Genomic DNA, 14,256 nt, shown 5'->3' with positions numbered 1-14,256 from the left:
GGGGCAGCTTCGAAACGGTGATCGGGACAGAATATGGGCCTTCTCGGCCTCCTCCGGCGCAAGCCCTTCGAGCGCGTGGGCTTCGAGCTCTACACCGCCAGCGTGGCGGCGGCCCGCGCGCCGAGCCTGTTCGGGACGATCGGGGTGCCCGACACGCTGGAAGGGCGCTTCGACGCCATCGCCCTGCATGTGGCGCTGCTGGTGCACCGGCTGCGCCATGATCCCGACCCGCGCGGACGGGATCTCGCCCAGGCGGTCTTCGACGCGATGTTTGCCGACATGGACCTGAACCTGCGGGAGATGGGCGTGGGCGACATGTCCATCGGCAGGCGCGTGAAGACGATGTGGGAGGCGTTCCATGGCCGTGCCCGCGCCTATGAGGAGGCCATGGGTGGGGCCGGGATGGCGGAGTCGGCTCCCCTGGCAGCCCCCCTGGAGGCGGCTCTCGCCCGCAACATCTGGCGGGGCGAGCCGCCGGAGGGCGCCCCGGCCCTGCTGGCCGCCCGCGCCCACCGGATCGCCGCCGCCCTTTCGGCCCGGGAGATCGGCGATCTCGCCGCCGGCCGCCTCGACCTGCTGGAGTTCCAGACCTGATGAAGAACGAATTCTCCCGGCCCGTGGTGCTGGCCAACATCCCCCGCTCCGGCCAGCGCGAGAGCCTTTCCGCCACGCCGGAGGAGCGGGAGGCCGTGGCCCGCCGCCTGGGCCTGCTGTCGCTGGAGAAGCTGGAGGCCAAGGTGGCGCTGACCCCGCAGGCCGGCGGCAGCATCGCGGTGCGCGGCCAGATGCGCGCCAGCGTGACCCAGGCCTGCGTGGTGACGCTGGAGCCGGTGCCGCAGGAGATCGAGGAGGAGATCGACTGGCGCGTGCCGCCCGGCGCCGAGCCCGGGGAGCCGGACGAGGAGGACATCCTGGAAGGCCCGGACGAGGTGGAGGCCGAGAATGGCGTGCTCGACCTGGGCGAGGCACTGGCGCAGCAGCTCGCCCTGTCCCTGGACCCCTATCCGCGCGCCCCGGGGGCGGGACTCGGGCCGGAAGGGGCGGGCGACAAGCCCGTCACTCCCTTCTCCACGCTGAGCCGCCTGAAGCGGGGCGACTGAACGGGACAGCCCTGTCCCCTCGGGCTTGCTTCCAGACTTGCTTCTCGGGGGGGCGGGTGGTAGAGGCCCGCCCTCAGCTTGCATCGATTCCGGTCGATCGCGCCCAATTCATGCAGCTCTTGCAGAAGCCATTTTAGAAAGGCCCGGCGACCATGGCCGTCCCTAAGAAGAAAGTCTCGCCCTCCCGCCGCGGCATGCGTCGCAGCCACGAGGCCCTCACCGCCTCCGCCTATCACGAGTGCCCGAACTGCGGCGAGCTGAAGCGCCCGCACCATGTCTGCTCCTCCTGCGGCCACTACGACGGCCGTGAGGTCGTGCAGGCTGGCGACGCCCTGAAGGCCGCGGTCCGCACCTGAGCCACGACGGCACCGCGAGACCTGTCGTGTCCGAAGGGTCCATCGCGGGCCGCGTGCCCGCCTATTCGCTCGCCATCGATGCGATGGGCGGCGACAACGCCCCCGACGCCGTGCTGGACGGGATCGAGCTCTCGGCGGAACGCCACCCCGAGGCCCGCTTCCTGTTGCTGGGCGACGAGGCGAGGCTCTCGGGCCTGCTGGCCCGCCGCCCGCGCGCGGCCCGGGTCTGCAGCCTGCGCCATGCCGCCGAGGCCATCCCGGGCGACATGAAGCCGACCGCCGCGCTGCGCGTGCGGGGGTCCTCCATGCGCATGGCGATCGACGCGGTGGCGGGCGGCGAGGCGGCGGGCGTCGTCTCGGCCGGCAATACCGGCGCGCTGATGGCGCTGGCCAAGATCGTGCTGAAGACGCTGCCGGACATCGACCGTCCCGCCCTGGCGGCGATCGGCCCCTCCGCGCGCGGCGACGTGGTGCTGCTCGACCTGGGCGCCAACGTCCAGTACGACGCGCGCAACCTGGTCGAGTTCGCCGTGATGGGCGATGCCTTCGCCCGCGCCGTGCTCGGCCTTCCGGCGCCGACCATCGGGCTGCTGAACGTGGGTTCGGAGGAGCTGAAGGGCGACGAGCGCGTCCGCCAGGCCGCCGAGATCCTGCGCGACAGCCATCTGGGCCCGAATTTCCGCGGCTTCGTCGAAGGCCACGACATCACCGCCGGCACGACCGACGTGGTGGTGACGGACGGCTTCACCGGCAACATCGCCCTGAAGACGGGCGAGGGCGCCATGAAGCTGATGGGCGGCCTGCTGAAGCAGGTCTTCACCTCCACCATCCTGGCGCGGATCGGCTACCTGCTGGCGCGGCCGGCGCTGGACCGGCTGCGCGACTACATGGACCCCCGCCGCTACAACGGCGCGGTGCTGGTCGGGCTCAACGGCGTGGTGGTGAAGAGCCACGGCGGCACGGACGCGCTGGGCTTCGCCCATGCCGTGGACGTGGCGCTGGACATGGTGAGCCACGGCTTCAACGAGCGCATCCGCGAGGGCGCCGCCCTGTTGCGGCGAGGCCCCGCGGCCGCCGTGCCGGAGGACGGGACCGCGCCCGCCGGCGGGCCTGCGAAGGCCGAATCCCAGCACGATCCGGGCCGCGTCGCGCCCGGCCACGAAACCCCGGGCCTGTCCTCCGCCCTCCGCTGAAGAATCGACCGCCCATGCGCGCCATCATCGCCGGGACCGGCGGCTACCTGCCCGAACGTGCCCTCAGCAACGAGGAACTGGCCCGGGCCTATGGGCTCGACACCTCGGATGAATGGATCCGCGAGCGCACCGGCATCCGCCAGCGCCATATCGCCGCAGAGGGGGAGACGGCCTCCTCCATGGGCGCGGCGGCGGCGCTGCGGGCGCTGGAGCAGGCGGGGATCGCGGCCGCCGAAGTGGATGCGGTGATCGTCGCCACCTCGACCCCGGACAGCGCCTTTCCCTCCACGGCGGCGCTGATCCAGGCGGCGATCGGCGCGCCGTCCGGAATCGCCTTCGATCTCTCCGCCGCCTGCACCGGCTTCGTCTATGCGCTGGGCATGGCGGAATCCCTGATGCGCGGCGGCCAGGCCCGCACCGTGCTGGTGATCGGCACGGAGGTCTATTCCCGCATCGTGGACTGGTCCGACCGCGGCACCTGCGTGCTGTTCGGCGACGGCGCCGGCGCGGCGGTGCTGCGTGCCTCCGAGGATGCGGATCGCGGGCTGCTCTCCTGGCACCTGCACGCGGATGGGCGCTTCGCCGACATCCTGCATGTCGAGGGCGGGGCCGGCAGCACCGGCGGCCCCGGCCTGCTGCGCATGGCGGGGCGCGAGGTCTTCCGCCACGCCGTCTCCAAGCTCGCCGCCGTGGTGGACGAAGCCCTGACGGCCAATGGGCTGGACCGTTCCGACGTGCAGTGGCTGGTGCCCCACCAGGCCAATCTCCGCATCATCGAGGCCATGGGCAAGAAGCTCGGCCTGCCGCGCGAACGGGTGGTGGTGACCGTGGACCGGCACGCCAACACCTCCGCCGCCTCGATCCCGCTGGCCCTGGCCGAAGCCACCCGCGATGGCCGCATCGCGCGGGGCGACCTCGTGCTGATGGAGGCCATCGGCGGCGGCCTGACCTGGGGCGCGGCGCTGGCGCGCTACTAAAAACCCTCCGCGCGTCGGCCTCGCCGTAGCGGACTCCGGCGGCTCTGTCCGCCGGGAGGGGTGCCCTCGCGCCCGTTTTCCATCCCGTCCGCCTTCCTCGCCGGCGCTCCCCGCGAAAGCCCCTCTATGGCGCGGGCCGTTCTGTGGCTTCCGTGCCGCAGTGTGGTGCCGAATCCCCGTTCGTGGTTGACGCCCCACCAAGGGGCGGTTTTCACTCCATTTCCATGGGCAAGCCGGGGTATGGATGGGCATGCAGACCGTCACGCGCGCGCATCTCGCAGACGCGATCTACGCGCAGGTGGGACTGTCCCGGAACGAGAGTGCCGCGCTCCTGGAGGATGTCCTGGAACGGATCTCGGCCAGCCTCGCGGCGGGCCATCCGGTGAAGCTCTCCGCCTTCGGCACCTTCACCGTCCGCCAGAAGGCCCAGCGCGTCGGACGCAACCCGAAGACCGGGATCGAGGTGCCGATCTCGCCCCGCCGCGTCCTGTCCTTCCGGGCGAGTCAGGTGCTCAAGGCACGCATCAACGGCGATTCCCTGCCAGCGGATGGGGAGGCCGATTCCCAGGATGATTACTGATGCCGTCTGAGGTGATGGAAGACACCCCGCTCCGCCCGCGCAAGGCGCCCACGGCCTTCCGCACCATCAGCGAAGTGGCGGAGGACCTGCACATCCCGCAGCACGTGCTGCGCTTCTGGGAAAGCAAGTTCCCGCAGGTCCGCCCCCTCAAGCGCGGCGGCGGCCGTCGCTACTACCGGCCGGACGACATCGCCCTGCTGAAGCGGATCGGCGACCTGCTCTACACCCAGGGCTACACGATCAAGGGCGTGCAGCGCCTGCTGCGCGACAGCGGCGCCGAGTCCGCGGCGAACCCGCCCGCGCCGGAAACGCCGATCGGGCGCGAGGACCTTCTGGTCGAATGCCTGGAGGAACTGGAATCCATCGCCGCCCGCATCCGCTTCATCACCCGCAGCCCCAGCCGGGAATTCTGAGCGGCACCCCGCTTTTCCCCGCGCCGCCGCGAAGCTTTTGGGGCAGGGGGCTTGGCGGGGCGGTGTGCCGATGCTAGACGGCCTCCGCACGGAGCGTAGCGCAGCCTGGTAGCGCATCAGTCTGGGGGACTGGGGGTCGTGGGTTCGAATCCCGCCGCTCCGACCATTCCCGAACACCCCGAAATCCACCCTTCACGCGGTTGCCGGCCCCTTGGGCAGGGCGCGCGGCATATGCCCGGCTTTCAGACGTATCCCCTTGTTTACGGCCCGAAAAACCCGCCTCCGGGTGTTTCCGCCGGCCGGGCTTAGGGTCTAGCCTCCGCCCCCGGCATTCAACCGGAGGCGACATGGCCAAGACCCAGGACGGCGGCACCGCCGCATCCCTCTCCCTCGGACAGGGGCGCCGGCCATGACGCTCGATCCCGGCCTCCGCCGCGCGATCCTGGACGCCACCGCCTCGCTGGAAGCGGATTCCGTCGAGCGTCTGGCGCGCCTCGTGCGCTGCCCCTCCACGCTGGGCCAGGAGCAGGGTGCCCTCGACGAGATGGCCCGCAACTTCGAGGCGCTGGGCCTCGCCCCGCGCCGCGTGCCCACCGATCCGGCGGCCCTGAAGGACCATCCCGGATTCTCGCCGCCGCTGATCCCCTATGACGGGCGCGACAATGTCGTGGCGGTCTTCACCCCGCGCGAACGGCGCGGCCGCAGCCTCGCCTTGCAGGGCCATGTGGACGTGGTGCCGGAAGGCGCGGCGGACCTGTGGGTCACGCCGCCCTATGAGCCGTCGGTGCGGAACGGGCGGATGTACGGGCGCGGCGCCGGTGACATGAAGGCCGGGATCGTCTCCTACCTCACCGCCTTCGAGGCGCTGCGCCGGGCCGGCGTGCAGCCCGCCGCCGAGGTGCAGATGCAGGCGGTGATCGAGGAGGAATGCACCGGCAACGGCGCGCTCGCCGCCATGCTGGCCCTGCCGCGCACGGATGCCGTGATCATCCCGGAGCCCGGCCCTGGCTTCGCCGCCGTCTATTCCGCCGAGGTCGGCGTGATCTGGGCCTGGGTCACCGTCACCGGCCGCCCGACCCATGTGCGGGAGATGCATGCCGGCGTGAATGCCATCGAGGCCGCCGGGATCATCGCCGCCGGCTTCAAGGAGTACGAGGCGGAGATGAACCGCGCCGAGCGCGTGCACGCCTCCTTCCACGGCGTGAACCACCCGGTGAACGTCAATCTCGGCAGCTTCGAGGGCGGGGAGTGGAACTCCTCCGTGCCGACGCGGGCGCGGATCGGGCTGCGGGTCGGCGTCATGGTCGGCTATCCGGCAGCGCAGGCGAAGGCGGATATCGAGGCGCTGGTGGCAAAGCTCGCCGCCGACACGCGGCTGCGCGGCGCGCAGGTGAAGCTGGAATTCAAGGGCTTCCATGCCGAAGGCTGCGTCTTCGACATGCAGAGCGACATCGTGCGCCTCGCCAAGCGGCATTACGCGGCTTCGGCGGGCGAGGAACTGCGCCACTATGCCGCCTCCGGGCTGACCGACGGGCGCTTCTTCACCCTCTACCAGGGCACGCCCTCGGCGGTCTTCGGCCCCGACGCACAGGACATCCACGGCATCGACGAGAGCGTCGGCCTCGCCAGCATGCACGACATCACCCGCACCATCGCCCTGACCATGGCCGAGTGGTGCGGCGTCGAACCCCTCGCGCCAGGAGCCCGCGCATGAGTGCCAGCAGCAACCTTCTCATCTCCGGCGCGCGGCTCTGGGACTCGCTGATGGAGATGGCGCGGATCGGCGGCACGGCGAAGGGCGGCTGCAACCGCCAGACCCTGACCGCCGAGGATGGCGAGGGGCGCAAGCTGCTGGCCCGCTGGGGGGAGGCGATCGGCCTCACCGTCACCACCGACCGGCTGGGCAACATGGTGCTGCGGCGGGAGGGCAGGGACCCGTCGCGGCCCGCCGTGGCCATGGGCTCGCATCTCGACACCCAGCCGACCGGCGGCAAGTTCGACGGCGTGCTGGGCGTGCTGGCCGGGCTGGAGGTGATGCGGGCGCTCGACGAGGCCGGCATCGAGACCGAGGCGCCGGTCGTGCTGGTCAACTGGACCAACGAGGAAGGCGCCCGCTTCTCGCCGCCGATGATGGGCAGCGGCGCGGCCATGGGGATCTTCACGGAGCAGGAGATCCTGGACAAGCGCGATGCCGAGGGCGCCCGCTTCGGCGACGCGCTGGAGGCCATCGGCTGGAAGGGCGAGGCCGATCCCGCCGACCTGCAGAAGCTCGGTGCCTATTTCGAGCTGCATATCGAGCAGGGGCCGGTGCTGGAGCGGGAGGGGGTGGACCTCGCCATCGTGACCCATGCCCTGGCGCAGCACTGGCTGGAGGTGACGGTGCGCGGCGCCGACTCGCATGGCGGGGGCCAGATGCAGGGGCGGCGCGACTCCCTCGTCGCGGCCGCCATCCTCATGCAGGCGGTGGAGGAGATCGCGCTGGCCGCCGGGGCCGACGGGCGCGGCACGGTGGGCGTGGTGAAGGTCACGCCCTCCTCGCGCAACGTCGTGCCCTCCGAGACCTGGTTCAGCGTGGACATGCGCCATGGCGACCCGGCGGCGCTGAAGGCCATGGCCGACGCGCTGAAGGCCCGTGGCGCCGAGGTGGCGGCACAGCGCGGCGTCGAGGTCGAGGTGACGGACTTCTGGTACTCGCCGCACACCCCCTTCGCCCCGGAACTGGCGGATCGGCTGCGCGAGGCCGCCCGGCGGCGCGGCTATCGCCACAAGGACATGGCGACCGGCATCGGCCATGACGCGGTCTATGTGGCGCAGAAGCTGCCGACCGGCTTCATCTGGGTGCCCTGCCATGGCGGCATCAGCCACAACGAGGAAGAGAGCATCACGTCGGAATGGGCCGAGGCCGGGGCCAGCGTCCTGGCCGACGCGGTGCTCGCCACGGCCGGCGTGGCGAGGGGCTGAGGGCCATGCGCATCGCCATCGGCGGCTTCCAGCACGAAAGCCATTCCTTCGCCCCGCGCCCCGCCACCTGGGCCGACTTCCTGGCACCGGGCGGGGCGCCGCCGCTGCTGCGGCCCGCCGCGATGCTGGACGTGATCCGCCCGACCAGCTTCCCCGCCGCCGGCGCCATCCGCGCGGCCGAGGCGAAGGGCATCGCCGTGGCGCCGCTGAGCTGGGCCACCACCGGCCCCTCCGGCCCCGTCACGGCCGAGGCCTTCGAGCGCATGGCGGCGCTGCTGCTGCACGATCTGCAGGAGGCCATGGCGCAGGGGCCGCTCGACGCGATCTACCTGGAGCTGCACGGCGCCATGGTGGCGGAGGGTTTCGGCGATGCGGAGGGCGAGCTGCTGCGCCGCTTCCGCGCCGTGGCCGGCGACATCCCGATCGGCGCCAGCCTGGACCCGCATGCCAACCTGACCGCCGCCATGGTGGCGCACAGCGATATCCTCGTGCCCTACCGTACCTATCCGCATGTGGACGGCGCGGAATGCGGCGCCCGGACGGTGGAGCTGCTGCTCCGCCGCATCGAACGCGGCGCGCCCTTCGCGAAGAGCTTCCGGCAGGCGGATTACTGGACCCCGATCACCGGGCAATGCACGCTGGTCTCGCCCATGGCCGATGTGATGGCGGAGCGGGCGCGGCTGGAGGCCATGACGCAGGGCGTGGTGGAGCTCGGCTTCTGCTTCGGCTTCCCCTATGCCGATTTCGCCGATTGCGGCATGGCCGTCGCCGCCTATGCCGAAAGCCAGGAGGCGGCGGACGATGCCGCCGAGGGCTTCCTCGCCGATCTGGCGCGGCGGGAGGCGGATTTCGTGCCCGACCTGCTCGATGCCGCCGAGGCCGTCGCCACCGCCATCCGCCTGTCGCGGGAGGTCAAGGGCCCCGTGGTGATCGCCGACACGCAGGACAATCCCGGCGGCGGCGGCCATGGCGACACGACCGGGCTGCTGCGGGAACTGGTGCGCCAGGACGCGCGGGACGCCACCGTCGCGCTGATCAACGATGCCGGGAGCGCCGCGGCGCTGCATGCGGCGGGCGAGGGGGCCACCGTCACCCTCGCCCTCGGCGGCAAGACCGATGGCGCCCCGGCAGAGGTGACCGGGGTGGTGACCCGCCTCTCGGACGGGCGCTTCACCTGCACCGGGCCGATGGCCAAGGGGAACCGGGTCGATCTCGGCCCCTCGGCCCTGCTCGCCGTTGGCGGCGTGAAGGTGATCGTCACCAGCCGCAAGATGCAGGCGCTGGACCAGATGCTGATCCGGCATTTCGGCATCGACCCGGCGCGGGAACGCATCCTGGCGCTGAAATCCAGCGTGCATTTCCGCGCGGATTTCCAGCCCATCGCCGGGCGCGTCCTGGTGGCGGTGGCGCCAGGGCCGGTGGTGGCCGACCCCTCCACCCTGCCGTTCCGCCACATCCGCCCCGGTGTGCGGCTGAAGCCGGGCGCGAATGCGGTGACGGGCTGAACGGCCTTCCCGGAAGGGGTCATCCCCTTCCGGGAGGCATCGGGCGGAGGCTGGGTTTCCGAAGCCATGCTTGCCATCCGGCCAGGCCCGTGGCATAGGAATATAATCACCGATCCGCCGCGCCCGGGCAAGGCTTCACCGCCATGTCACCACCGCCATGTCATGGGCGCCGTTGCCTTCCCCGGCAGGGAGAGGGTGCGAGCGGCACCCAGCGGGGCGGATAAAGTCCTAAAATCCTAAAATGCTAAAGCCCTAAAGGAGCCCATCCAGCGGCCTGCTCCGCACCCGGCCACCCGGTCAGGCCCCGGCAACCGACCCGGACCCTCCCGCCCCCAGGGATCGCGGCATTCCGCCGCCCGCGTCAGGCCGGGGCGGCCAGCCGTGCCAGAGCCTCCGGCGTGTCGAAGTCGCGCAGCACGGAATCCTCGGTCACGGGGACGGCGGCGAGATGGGCGGCATGGCGGGCCAGCAGCCCGCGCGCCCCGCGGTCGCCGGTCAGGGCACCGATCTCGGCGAAGAACTCCCGCCCCCAGAGGACCGGATTGCCCGGCTGCCCCTCATGGACCGGCTGCACCACGCTTCGCCCCGCCGCCGGGTCGAAGCCGTCCAGGATGCGGTCCAGCGTGCCGGGCCCGACCAGCGGCATGTCGCCGAGGCAGACCAGCGCACCCTCGCATTCCTCCGGCACCGCCCCCAGCCCGGCGCGGAGCGAGGCGGAAAGCCCCTCGGCATGGTCCGCCGCATGCACGAAGCGCACGGGGCGCCCGGCCAGCGCGGCCTCGACGCGCTCGCGCTCATGGCCGGTCACCACGATCACCGGCTCGGCCCGGCTGGCCAGGACATGGTCCACCGTGCGGGCGATCATGGGCCGCCCGGCGGCATCCTCGGCCAGCAGCTTGTTCACCGGCCCCATGCGGCGCGACAGCCCGGCGGCCAGCACCAGCGCGGCCACCGGGCGATGGCCGGGGCGGGGGGAAGGCTCGGCCCGCCCGGCGGCGGCGCGGGGCAGGGGGCGGGTCTCGATCTCCATCAGCAGCCCGCCCGCGCCCAGCCGCTGGATGTCGCGCCCGGTGACGGGAATGCCGGCGGCCAGGCGCTGGAGCACCCAGTCGAAGCCGTTCAGCGCCGGGCTGCGGGCGCAGCCGGGCAGGACCAGGGCCGGAAGCCCCTCCAGGCGCCCCAGGCAGAGCAGGTTGCCCGGGTCCACCGGCATGCCGAAATGCTCGATCCCACCCCCCGCGCGGGTGATGGCGGCGGGGCCGACATCGCGCCGGTCCACCACGGCGGAGGCGCCGATCACCATCAGCAGCTCGGCGCCCGCCGCCCGCAGCCGGTGCAGGGCCCCGGCGATGGCGGCCTCCTCATGGGGCACCTGCTCGGCGGGCAGCAGCTCGCCGCCCACCGCCTCCACCCGGGCGCGCGTCGCCTCCAGCGTGCCGGCGAGGATGCTCTCCTTCATGCCCGGCAGGCTGCTCATCACCAGCCCGGCCCGGAAGGGGCGATAGGGATGGAAGGACAGGGCATGCCCCGCCCGGGCGAGGGCCTCGGCCTCCTCCAGCACGGCGCCGGGCACGGCGAAGGGAATGACCTTGATGGTGGCCGCCATCTCCCGCGCCGACAGGGGCGCGAAGGCCGGCTGCGTGGCCAGGGTCAGGCTCTCGTCCAGCGCGTTCAGCCGGTCGATCAGCGCCACGTCCAGCGCCAGCACCCCCGGCACCCCGGCGAAGAGGTTCACCCGCCCGGTCGCCGCGCGGGAGCGGGTGAGGCCGGGCCGCAGCAGCGCCTCGGCCAGCCGGCCGGCGGCCTCGTCCTCGGCCACGTCGCCGGGCTCCAGCCGGGCGGCGATGACCTCGCGCTCCCCGGCTTCCGACAGGGCGGCCAGGGCGGCCGCGTCCAGCACCGTGCCCTTCTTCAGCACGCGCCCCGGCAGCCGGTGGGTATGGGCCAGGACGGCGCCCAGCGCTTCCGCCAGCGGGGTGGGGCCGAAGATCACGTCCTCCGCCCGAGCGCGGCGCCACGGCGCACCGCCACGATCTCCGCCAGGATGGAGACCGCGATCTCCGGCGCGGTGACGGCGCCGATGTTCAGCCCGACCGGCGCGTGGATGCGGGCCAGGGCGGCCTCGCCATGGCCCAGCTCGGCCAGCCGGGCGAGGCGCTTCCCATGGGTGCGGCGGCTGCCCAGGGCGCCGATGTAGAAGGCCTCGCTGCGCAGCGCGGCGTCCAACGCGGCATCGTCGAATTTCGGGTCATGGGTCAGCGTCACCACGGCGCTGCGGGGGTCCGGGCCGAGCAGGGCCATGGCGTCGTCAGGCCATTCATGGATCAGCGTGGCCCCCCTGGCGAAGCGCTCCTCCGTGGCGAAGGCGCGGCGCGGGTCCACCACCGCCACGGCGAAGCCCGCCGCCACCGCCATCGGCACGAGCGCCTGGGCGATATGCACCGCGCCCACCAGGATCAGCCGCAGCGGCGGGTTGTGCGGATGGACGAACCAGGTCTCGCCCCCCAGCTCGACGCTCCGCGCCGCATCCCCGGCCAGCGCCGCGCGGGCGGCCTCGGCCAGTTCGGGCGGGGTGTCCTCCGCATCCTCGCCGGCGCCCCAGAGGCGCTGCGCCCCGTCCGGCAGGCGCGTCAGCAGGGTGACGGGGCGCTTTTCCGCCTGGGCGGCGCGCAGCCGCGCGAAGACCTCGGTTCTCAAGCCAGCTTCTCCACGAAGACCTTGAGCTTGCCGCCGCAGGCGAGGCCGACCTCCCAGGCGCGCTCGTCGGAGATGCCGAAATCCAGCAGTTGCGGCTGGCCGTCGCGCATCACCGCCTGCGCCACCTCGGCCACCGCGCCCTCAATGCAGCCGCCGGACACGGAGCCGGCGAGGCGGCCGGAGCCGCTGACGGCGAGGCGCGAGCCGGGCGGGCGGGGCGAGGAGCCCCAGGTCTCCACCACCGTGGCCAGGGCCACCTCCTCGCCTTCCCGGCGCCAGGCATCGGCGGCGGCCAGGATGTCCTCGCCCGTCACGGGGTTCTCCGTGGGGGTATCGCTCATGCGGGCCTCCTTGACGCAGCCTTGCGGGGCAAGCCGCCGGGGGCGGAAAGCGCCTCCACCAGCGCGCGCAGGCTGTCGAGATTGTGCACCGGGCGATGCTCGTGGACATGCGGCAGCAGCGCCCGGATGCCCTGAGACCTGGGTTGGAAGCCCGCGTAGCGCAACAGCGGATTCAGCCAGATCAGCCGGCGGCAGGAATGCGCCAGGCGCTCCGCCGCCTCGCCCAGCCCCTCGCCTCCGGCGCGGTCCAGCCCGTCGGTGATCAGTAGCACCACCGCGCCCTGGCCCAGCACGCGCCGCGCCCAGTCGCGGTTGAAATGCTCCAGCGCCTCGCCGATCCGCGTGCCGCCGGACCAGTCCGGCGCGGCGCGGCCGACCATCTGGAAGGCGACCTCCGGATCGCGGTGGCGGAGCTGCCGCGTCACATTGGTCAGCCGCGTGCCGAAGAGGAAGGTATGGACCCGGTCGCGGTCATTGGTCACGGCATGGAGGAAATGCACCAGCACCTGGGCATAGCGCGCCATGGAGCCGGAGATGTCGCAGATCGCCACCAGCGGTGGCGGCCGCTCCACCCTCCGGCGGCGCTCGATGGCCAGGATCTCGCCGCCCCGGCGCAGGCTGGCCCGCACCGTGGCGCGCAGGTCGCTGCGCGGCCCGTGCGGATCGGGCCGGAAGCGCCGCGTCGGCCGGGCGGCGAGCGGCAGGGCGAGGCGGCGGATCTCCCGCTTCGCGGCGGCGATCTCCTCGGCGCTCATCGCCTCGAAATCGAGCTGGCCGAGCCGCTCCGAGGCACTGACCGAGAGGCTGGCCTCCTCCGGCTTCTCCTCCCGCTCCCCGCCCGAAGGATCGCGGTTCGCCGCCAGCGCCTCGGCGAGGCGCCGGGCGGCGGGCAGGCGCTCCGTGGCCTCGGCGCCGCTGTCCCCGCCGCTCAAAGGCAGGCCGGGGGCGCGCCACCAGAGGTCGAAGGCGCCGTCAAAGACCTCGTGATGGTCATGGGCGTGCAGCAGCGTGGCGCGCAGTGCGGCGCGCACCGTGTCGCGCTCGGCGATCCCGGTGATCGCCAGGGCTTCGGCGGCGGCCAGGCTTTCCGCCGGGCCAACCGGCAGCCCGGCGCGCCGCAGCAGCCGGGCGAAGCCGATCAGGTTGCCGGCGAACCGCGCGCCCGAGGGCGCCCCCCCTTCGGGCTCAGGCCCCCGCACCTGACCTGGCCTCCGCCAGCAATTGCGCCGCCTCCTCGCCGCGCAGCCGGGCGATGTCGTCCTGGTACTTGAGCAGGACGCCGAGCGTCTCCTCGACCAAAGCGGGTTCCAGCTCCCGCGCGCCGAGGGCGGCGAGGGCGCGGGCCCAGTCGATGGTTTCCGCCACGCCGGGCAGCTTGAACCAGTCCGGGCCGCGCCGCAGCGCCTGCACGAAGCCCACGACCTCGCGCGACAGGCGCTCCGAGAGGCCGGGGGCGCGGGCCTCCAGGATCTCAAGCTCCCGCGCCGCGTCGGGATAGTCCACCCAGTGGTAAAGGCAGCGGCGCCGGATGGCGTCATGCACCTCCCGCGTCCGGTTGGAGGTCATGATCACCACCGGCGGCACCTGGGCGCGGATCGTACCCAGCTCCGGCACGGTGATCTGGTTGTCGGCCAGGATCTCCAGCAGGAAGGCCTCGAAGGGCTCGTCGGCGCGGTCCAGCTCGTCGATCAGCAGCACGGCCGGGCTGCCTTCCAGGGCGGAGAGCAGGGGCCGTTCCTGCAGGAAGCGGCGGTCGTAGAGGCCGCGTTCCAGCGCCGCCGCATCGCCCGCGCCGCCGGCGGCCTCGGCGAGCCGGATCGCCATCAGCTGCTTGGCGTGATCCCACTCATAGGCCGCGGCATTCAGGTCGAGCCCGTCATAGCATTGCAGCCGCACCAGCCGGCGCGGCAGGCGCGCGGCCAGGACCTTGGCGATCTCCGTCTTGCCTGTGCCGGGCTCGCCTTCCAGGAACAGCGGCCGGCCCATCCGCAGGGCGAGATGCACCGAGGTCGCCAGGGCGGCATCGGCGACATAGCCGCCCTCGGCCAGAAGCCGGCGGGTCTCGGCCACGCTGCCCGGAAGATGGGGGGATTGGTTCTCGCCGCTCACGTCGCGGATATCACGGTATGGGGA

At 72.7% G+C, this 14,256-nt stretch carries 14 protein-coding genes, 1 tRNA gene and 1 pseudogene; 11 read left to right on the top strand and 5 right to left on the bottom strand.

From position 1 onward, the window contains the following. The first annotated feature begins 33 nt into the window (after positions 1-33). The 11 genes and pseudogenes from RGI145_RS08835 (at position 34) to RGI145_RS08785 (ending at position 9,085) form a co-directional block, all read left to right on the top strand. The gene (locus RGI145_RS08835) at positions 34-594 is read left to right on the top strand and encodes a ubiquinol-cytochrome C chaperone family protein (RefSeq protein WP_075798065.1); all 561 of its coding nucleotides are present in this window, start codon (positions 34-36) and stop codon (positions 592-594) included. Next, a complete protein-coding gene (locus RGI145_RS08830) occupies positions 594-1,100 on the top strand; it encodes a YceD family protein (RefSeq protein WP_075798064.1) in 507 nt (168 codons plus the stop codon). Before RGI145_RS08835 ends, RGI145_RS08830 begins: the two co-directional genes overlap by 1 nt. 152 nt (positions 1,101-1,252) lie before the next feature. After that, positions 1,253-1,456 (top strand): 50S ribosomal protein L32, encoded by a 204-nt coding sequence (gene rpmF, locus RGI145_RS08825; RefSeq protein ID WP_026033043.1) that lies wholly within the window; start codon positions 1,253-1,255, stop codon positions 1,454-1,456. Positions 1,457-1,482: 26 nt separating this feature from the next. Further along, positions 1,483-2,649 (top strand): phosphate acyltransferase PlsX, encoded by a 1,167-nt coding sequence (plsX, locus tag RGI145_RS08820; RefSeq protein WP_075798063.1) that lies wholly within the window; start codon positions 1,483-1,485, stop codon positions 2,647-2,649. A gap of 14 nt (positions 2,650-2,663) precedes the next feature. After that, positions 2,664-3,626, top strand: a complete 963-nt coding sequence (locus RGI145_RS08815; protein WP_075798062.1) for a beta-ketoacyl-ACP synthase III — start codon at positions 2,664-2,666, stop codon at positions 3,624-3,626. A gap of 250 nt (positions 3,627-3,876) precedes the next feature. Further along, positions 3,877-4,206, top strand: coding sequence for an integration host factor subunit alpha (locus tag RGI145_RS08810; protein ID WP_075798061.1), 330 nt, complete (start codon positions 3,877-3,879; stop codon positions 4,204-4,206). After that, positions 4,206-4,514 (top strand): annotated as a pseudogene (locus tag RGI145_RS08805) (MerR family transcriptional regulator); the annotation flags it as partial. The gene RGI145_RS08810 and the pseudogene RGI145_RS08805, both read left to right, overlap by 1 nt. A 194-nt stretch (positions 4,515-4,708) precedes the next feature. Beyond that, positions 4,709-4,785, top strand: a tRNA-Pro gene (locus tag RGI145_RS08800). A gap of 243 nt (positions 4,786-5,028) precedes the next feature. Continuing rightward, positions 5,029-6,333 carry an ArgE/DapE family deacylase gene (locus RGI145_RS08795; protein WP_075798059.1) on the top strand — a complete coding sequence of 435 codons (1,305 nt, stop codon included), beginning with the start codon at positions 5,029-5,031 and terminating at the stop codon, positions 6,331-6,333. Further along, on the top strand, positions 6,330-7,580 hold the full coding sequence (locus RGI145_RS08790) for a Zn-dependent hydrolase (protein ID WP_075798058.1): 1,251 nt from the start codon (positions 6,330-6,332) through the stop codon (positions 7,578-7,580). Before RGI145_RS08795 ends, RGI145_RS08790 begins: the two co-directional genes overlap by 4 nt. A 5-nt stretch (positions 7,581-7,585) precedes the next feature. Continuing rightward, the gene (locus tag RGI145_RS08785) at positions 7,586-9,085 is read left to right on the top strand and encodes a M81 family metallopeptidase (RefSeq protein WP_075798057.1); all 1,500 of its coding nucleotides are present in this window, start codon (positions 7,586-7,588) and stop codon (positions 9,083-9,085) included. Between the two features lie 361 nt (positions 9,086-9,446). On the opposite strand, the gene RGI145_RS08780 is transcribed toward RGI145_RS08785, so the two are convergent. From RGI145_RS08780 to RGI145_RS08760, 5 genes are read right to left on the bottom strand one after another with little or no spacing between them, the layout of a single operon-like run. Beyond that, positions 9,447-11,078 (bottom strand): NTP transferase domain-containing protein, encoded by a 1,632-nt coding sequence (locus tag RGI145_RS08780; protein WP_075798056.1) that lies wholly within the window; start codon positions 11,076-11,078, stop codon positions 9,447-9,449. Next, on the bottom strand, positions 11,075-11,782 hold the full coding sequence (locus RGI145_RS08775) for an XdhC family protein (protein WP_075798055.1): 708 nt from the start codon (positions 11,780-11,782) through the stop codon (positions 11,075-11,077). The genes RGI145_RS08780 and RGI145_RS08775 overlap by 4 nt, the downstream gene beginning before the upstream one ends. After that, the gene (locus RGI145_RS08770; protein WP_075798054.1) at positions 11,779-12,123 is read right to left on the bottom strand and encodes an XdhC family protein; all 345 of its coding nucleotides are present in this window, start codon (positions 12,121-12,123) and stop codon (positions 11,779-11,781) included. The genes RGI145_RS08775 and RGI145_RS08770 overlap by 4 nt, the downstream gene beginning before the upstream one ends. Continuing rightward, positions 12,120-13,322 (bottom strand): vWA domain-containing protein, encoded by a 1,203-nt coding sequence (locus RGI145_RS08765; protein WP_075798053.1) that lies wholly within the window; start codon positions 13,320-13,322, stop codon positions 12,120-12,122. Before RGI145_RS08765 ends, RGI145_RS08770 begins: the two co-directional genes overlap by 4 nt. Beyond that, complete coding sequence (locus RGI145_RS08760) at positions 13,309-14,232, bottom strand: AAA family ATPase (protein ID WP_075798052.1); 924 nt, start codon at positions 14,230-14,232, stop codon at positions 13,309-13,311. The genes RGI145_RS08765 and RGI145_RS08760 overlap by 14 nt, the downstream gene beginning before the upstream one ends. Positions 14,233-14,256 lie beyond the last annotated feature (24 nt).

The organism is Roseomonas gilardii (genome assembly GCF_001941945.1).
Taxonomy (GTDB): domain Bacteria; phylum Pseudomonadota; class Alphaproteobacteria; order Acetobacterales; family Acetobacteraceae; genus Roseomonas.
The sequence above is the reverse complement of the archived record's forward strand: the minus strand, read 5'-3'. Positions and strand labels throughout refer to the sequence as shown.

Coding starts and splice junctions, on each gene's coding strand:
- RGI145_RS08810 (WP_075798061.1), top strand. CDS start 3,877: ATGCAGACCGTCACGCGCGCGCATCTCGCAGACGCGATCTACGCGCAG.
- RGI145_RS08770 (WP_075798054.1), bottom strand. CDS start 12,123: ATGAGCGATACCCCCACGGAGAACCCCGTGACGGGCGAGGACATCCTG.
- rpmF (WP_026033043.1), top strand. CDS start 1,253: ATGGCCGTCCCTAAGAAGAAAGTCTCGCCCTCCCGCCGCGGCATGCGT.
- RGI145_RS08795 (WP_075798059.1), top strand. CDS start 5,029: ATGACGCTCGATCCCGGCCTCCGCCGCGCGATCCTGGACGCCACCGCC.
- RGI145_RS08835 (WP_075798065.1), top strand. CDS start 34: ATGGGCCTTCTCGGCCTCCTCCGGCGCAAGCCCTTCGAGCGCGTGGGC.
- RGI145_RS08790 (WP_075798058.1), top strand. CDS start 6,330: ATGAGTGCCAGCAGCAACCTTCTCATCTCCGGCGCGCGGCTCTGGGAC.
- RGI145_RS08830 (WP_075798064.1), top strand. CDS start 594: ATGAAGAACGAATTCTCCCGGCCCGTGGTGCTGGCCAACATCCCCCGC.
- RGI145_RS08815 (WP_075798062.1), top strand. CDS start 2,664: ATGCGCGCCATCATCGCCGGGACCGGCGGCTACCTGCCCGAACGTGCC.
- RGI145_RS08785 (WP_075798057.1), top strand. CDS start 7,586: ATGCGCATCGCCATCGGCGGCTTCCAGCACGAAAGCCATTCCTTCGCC.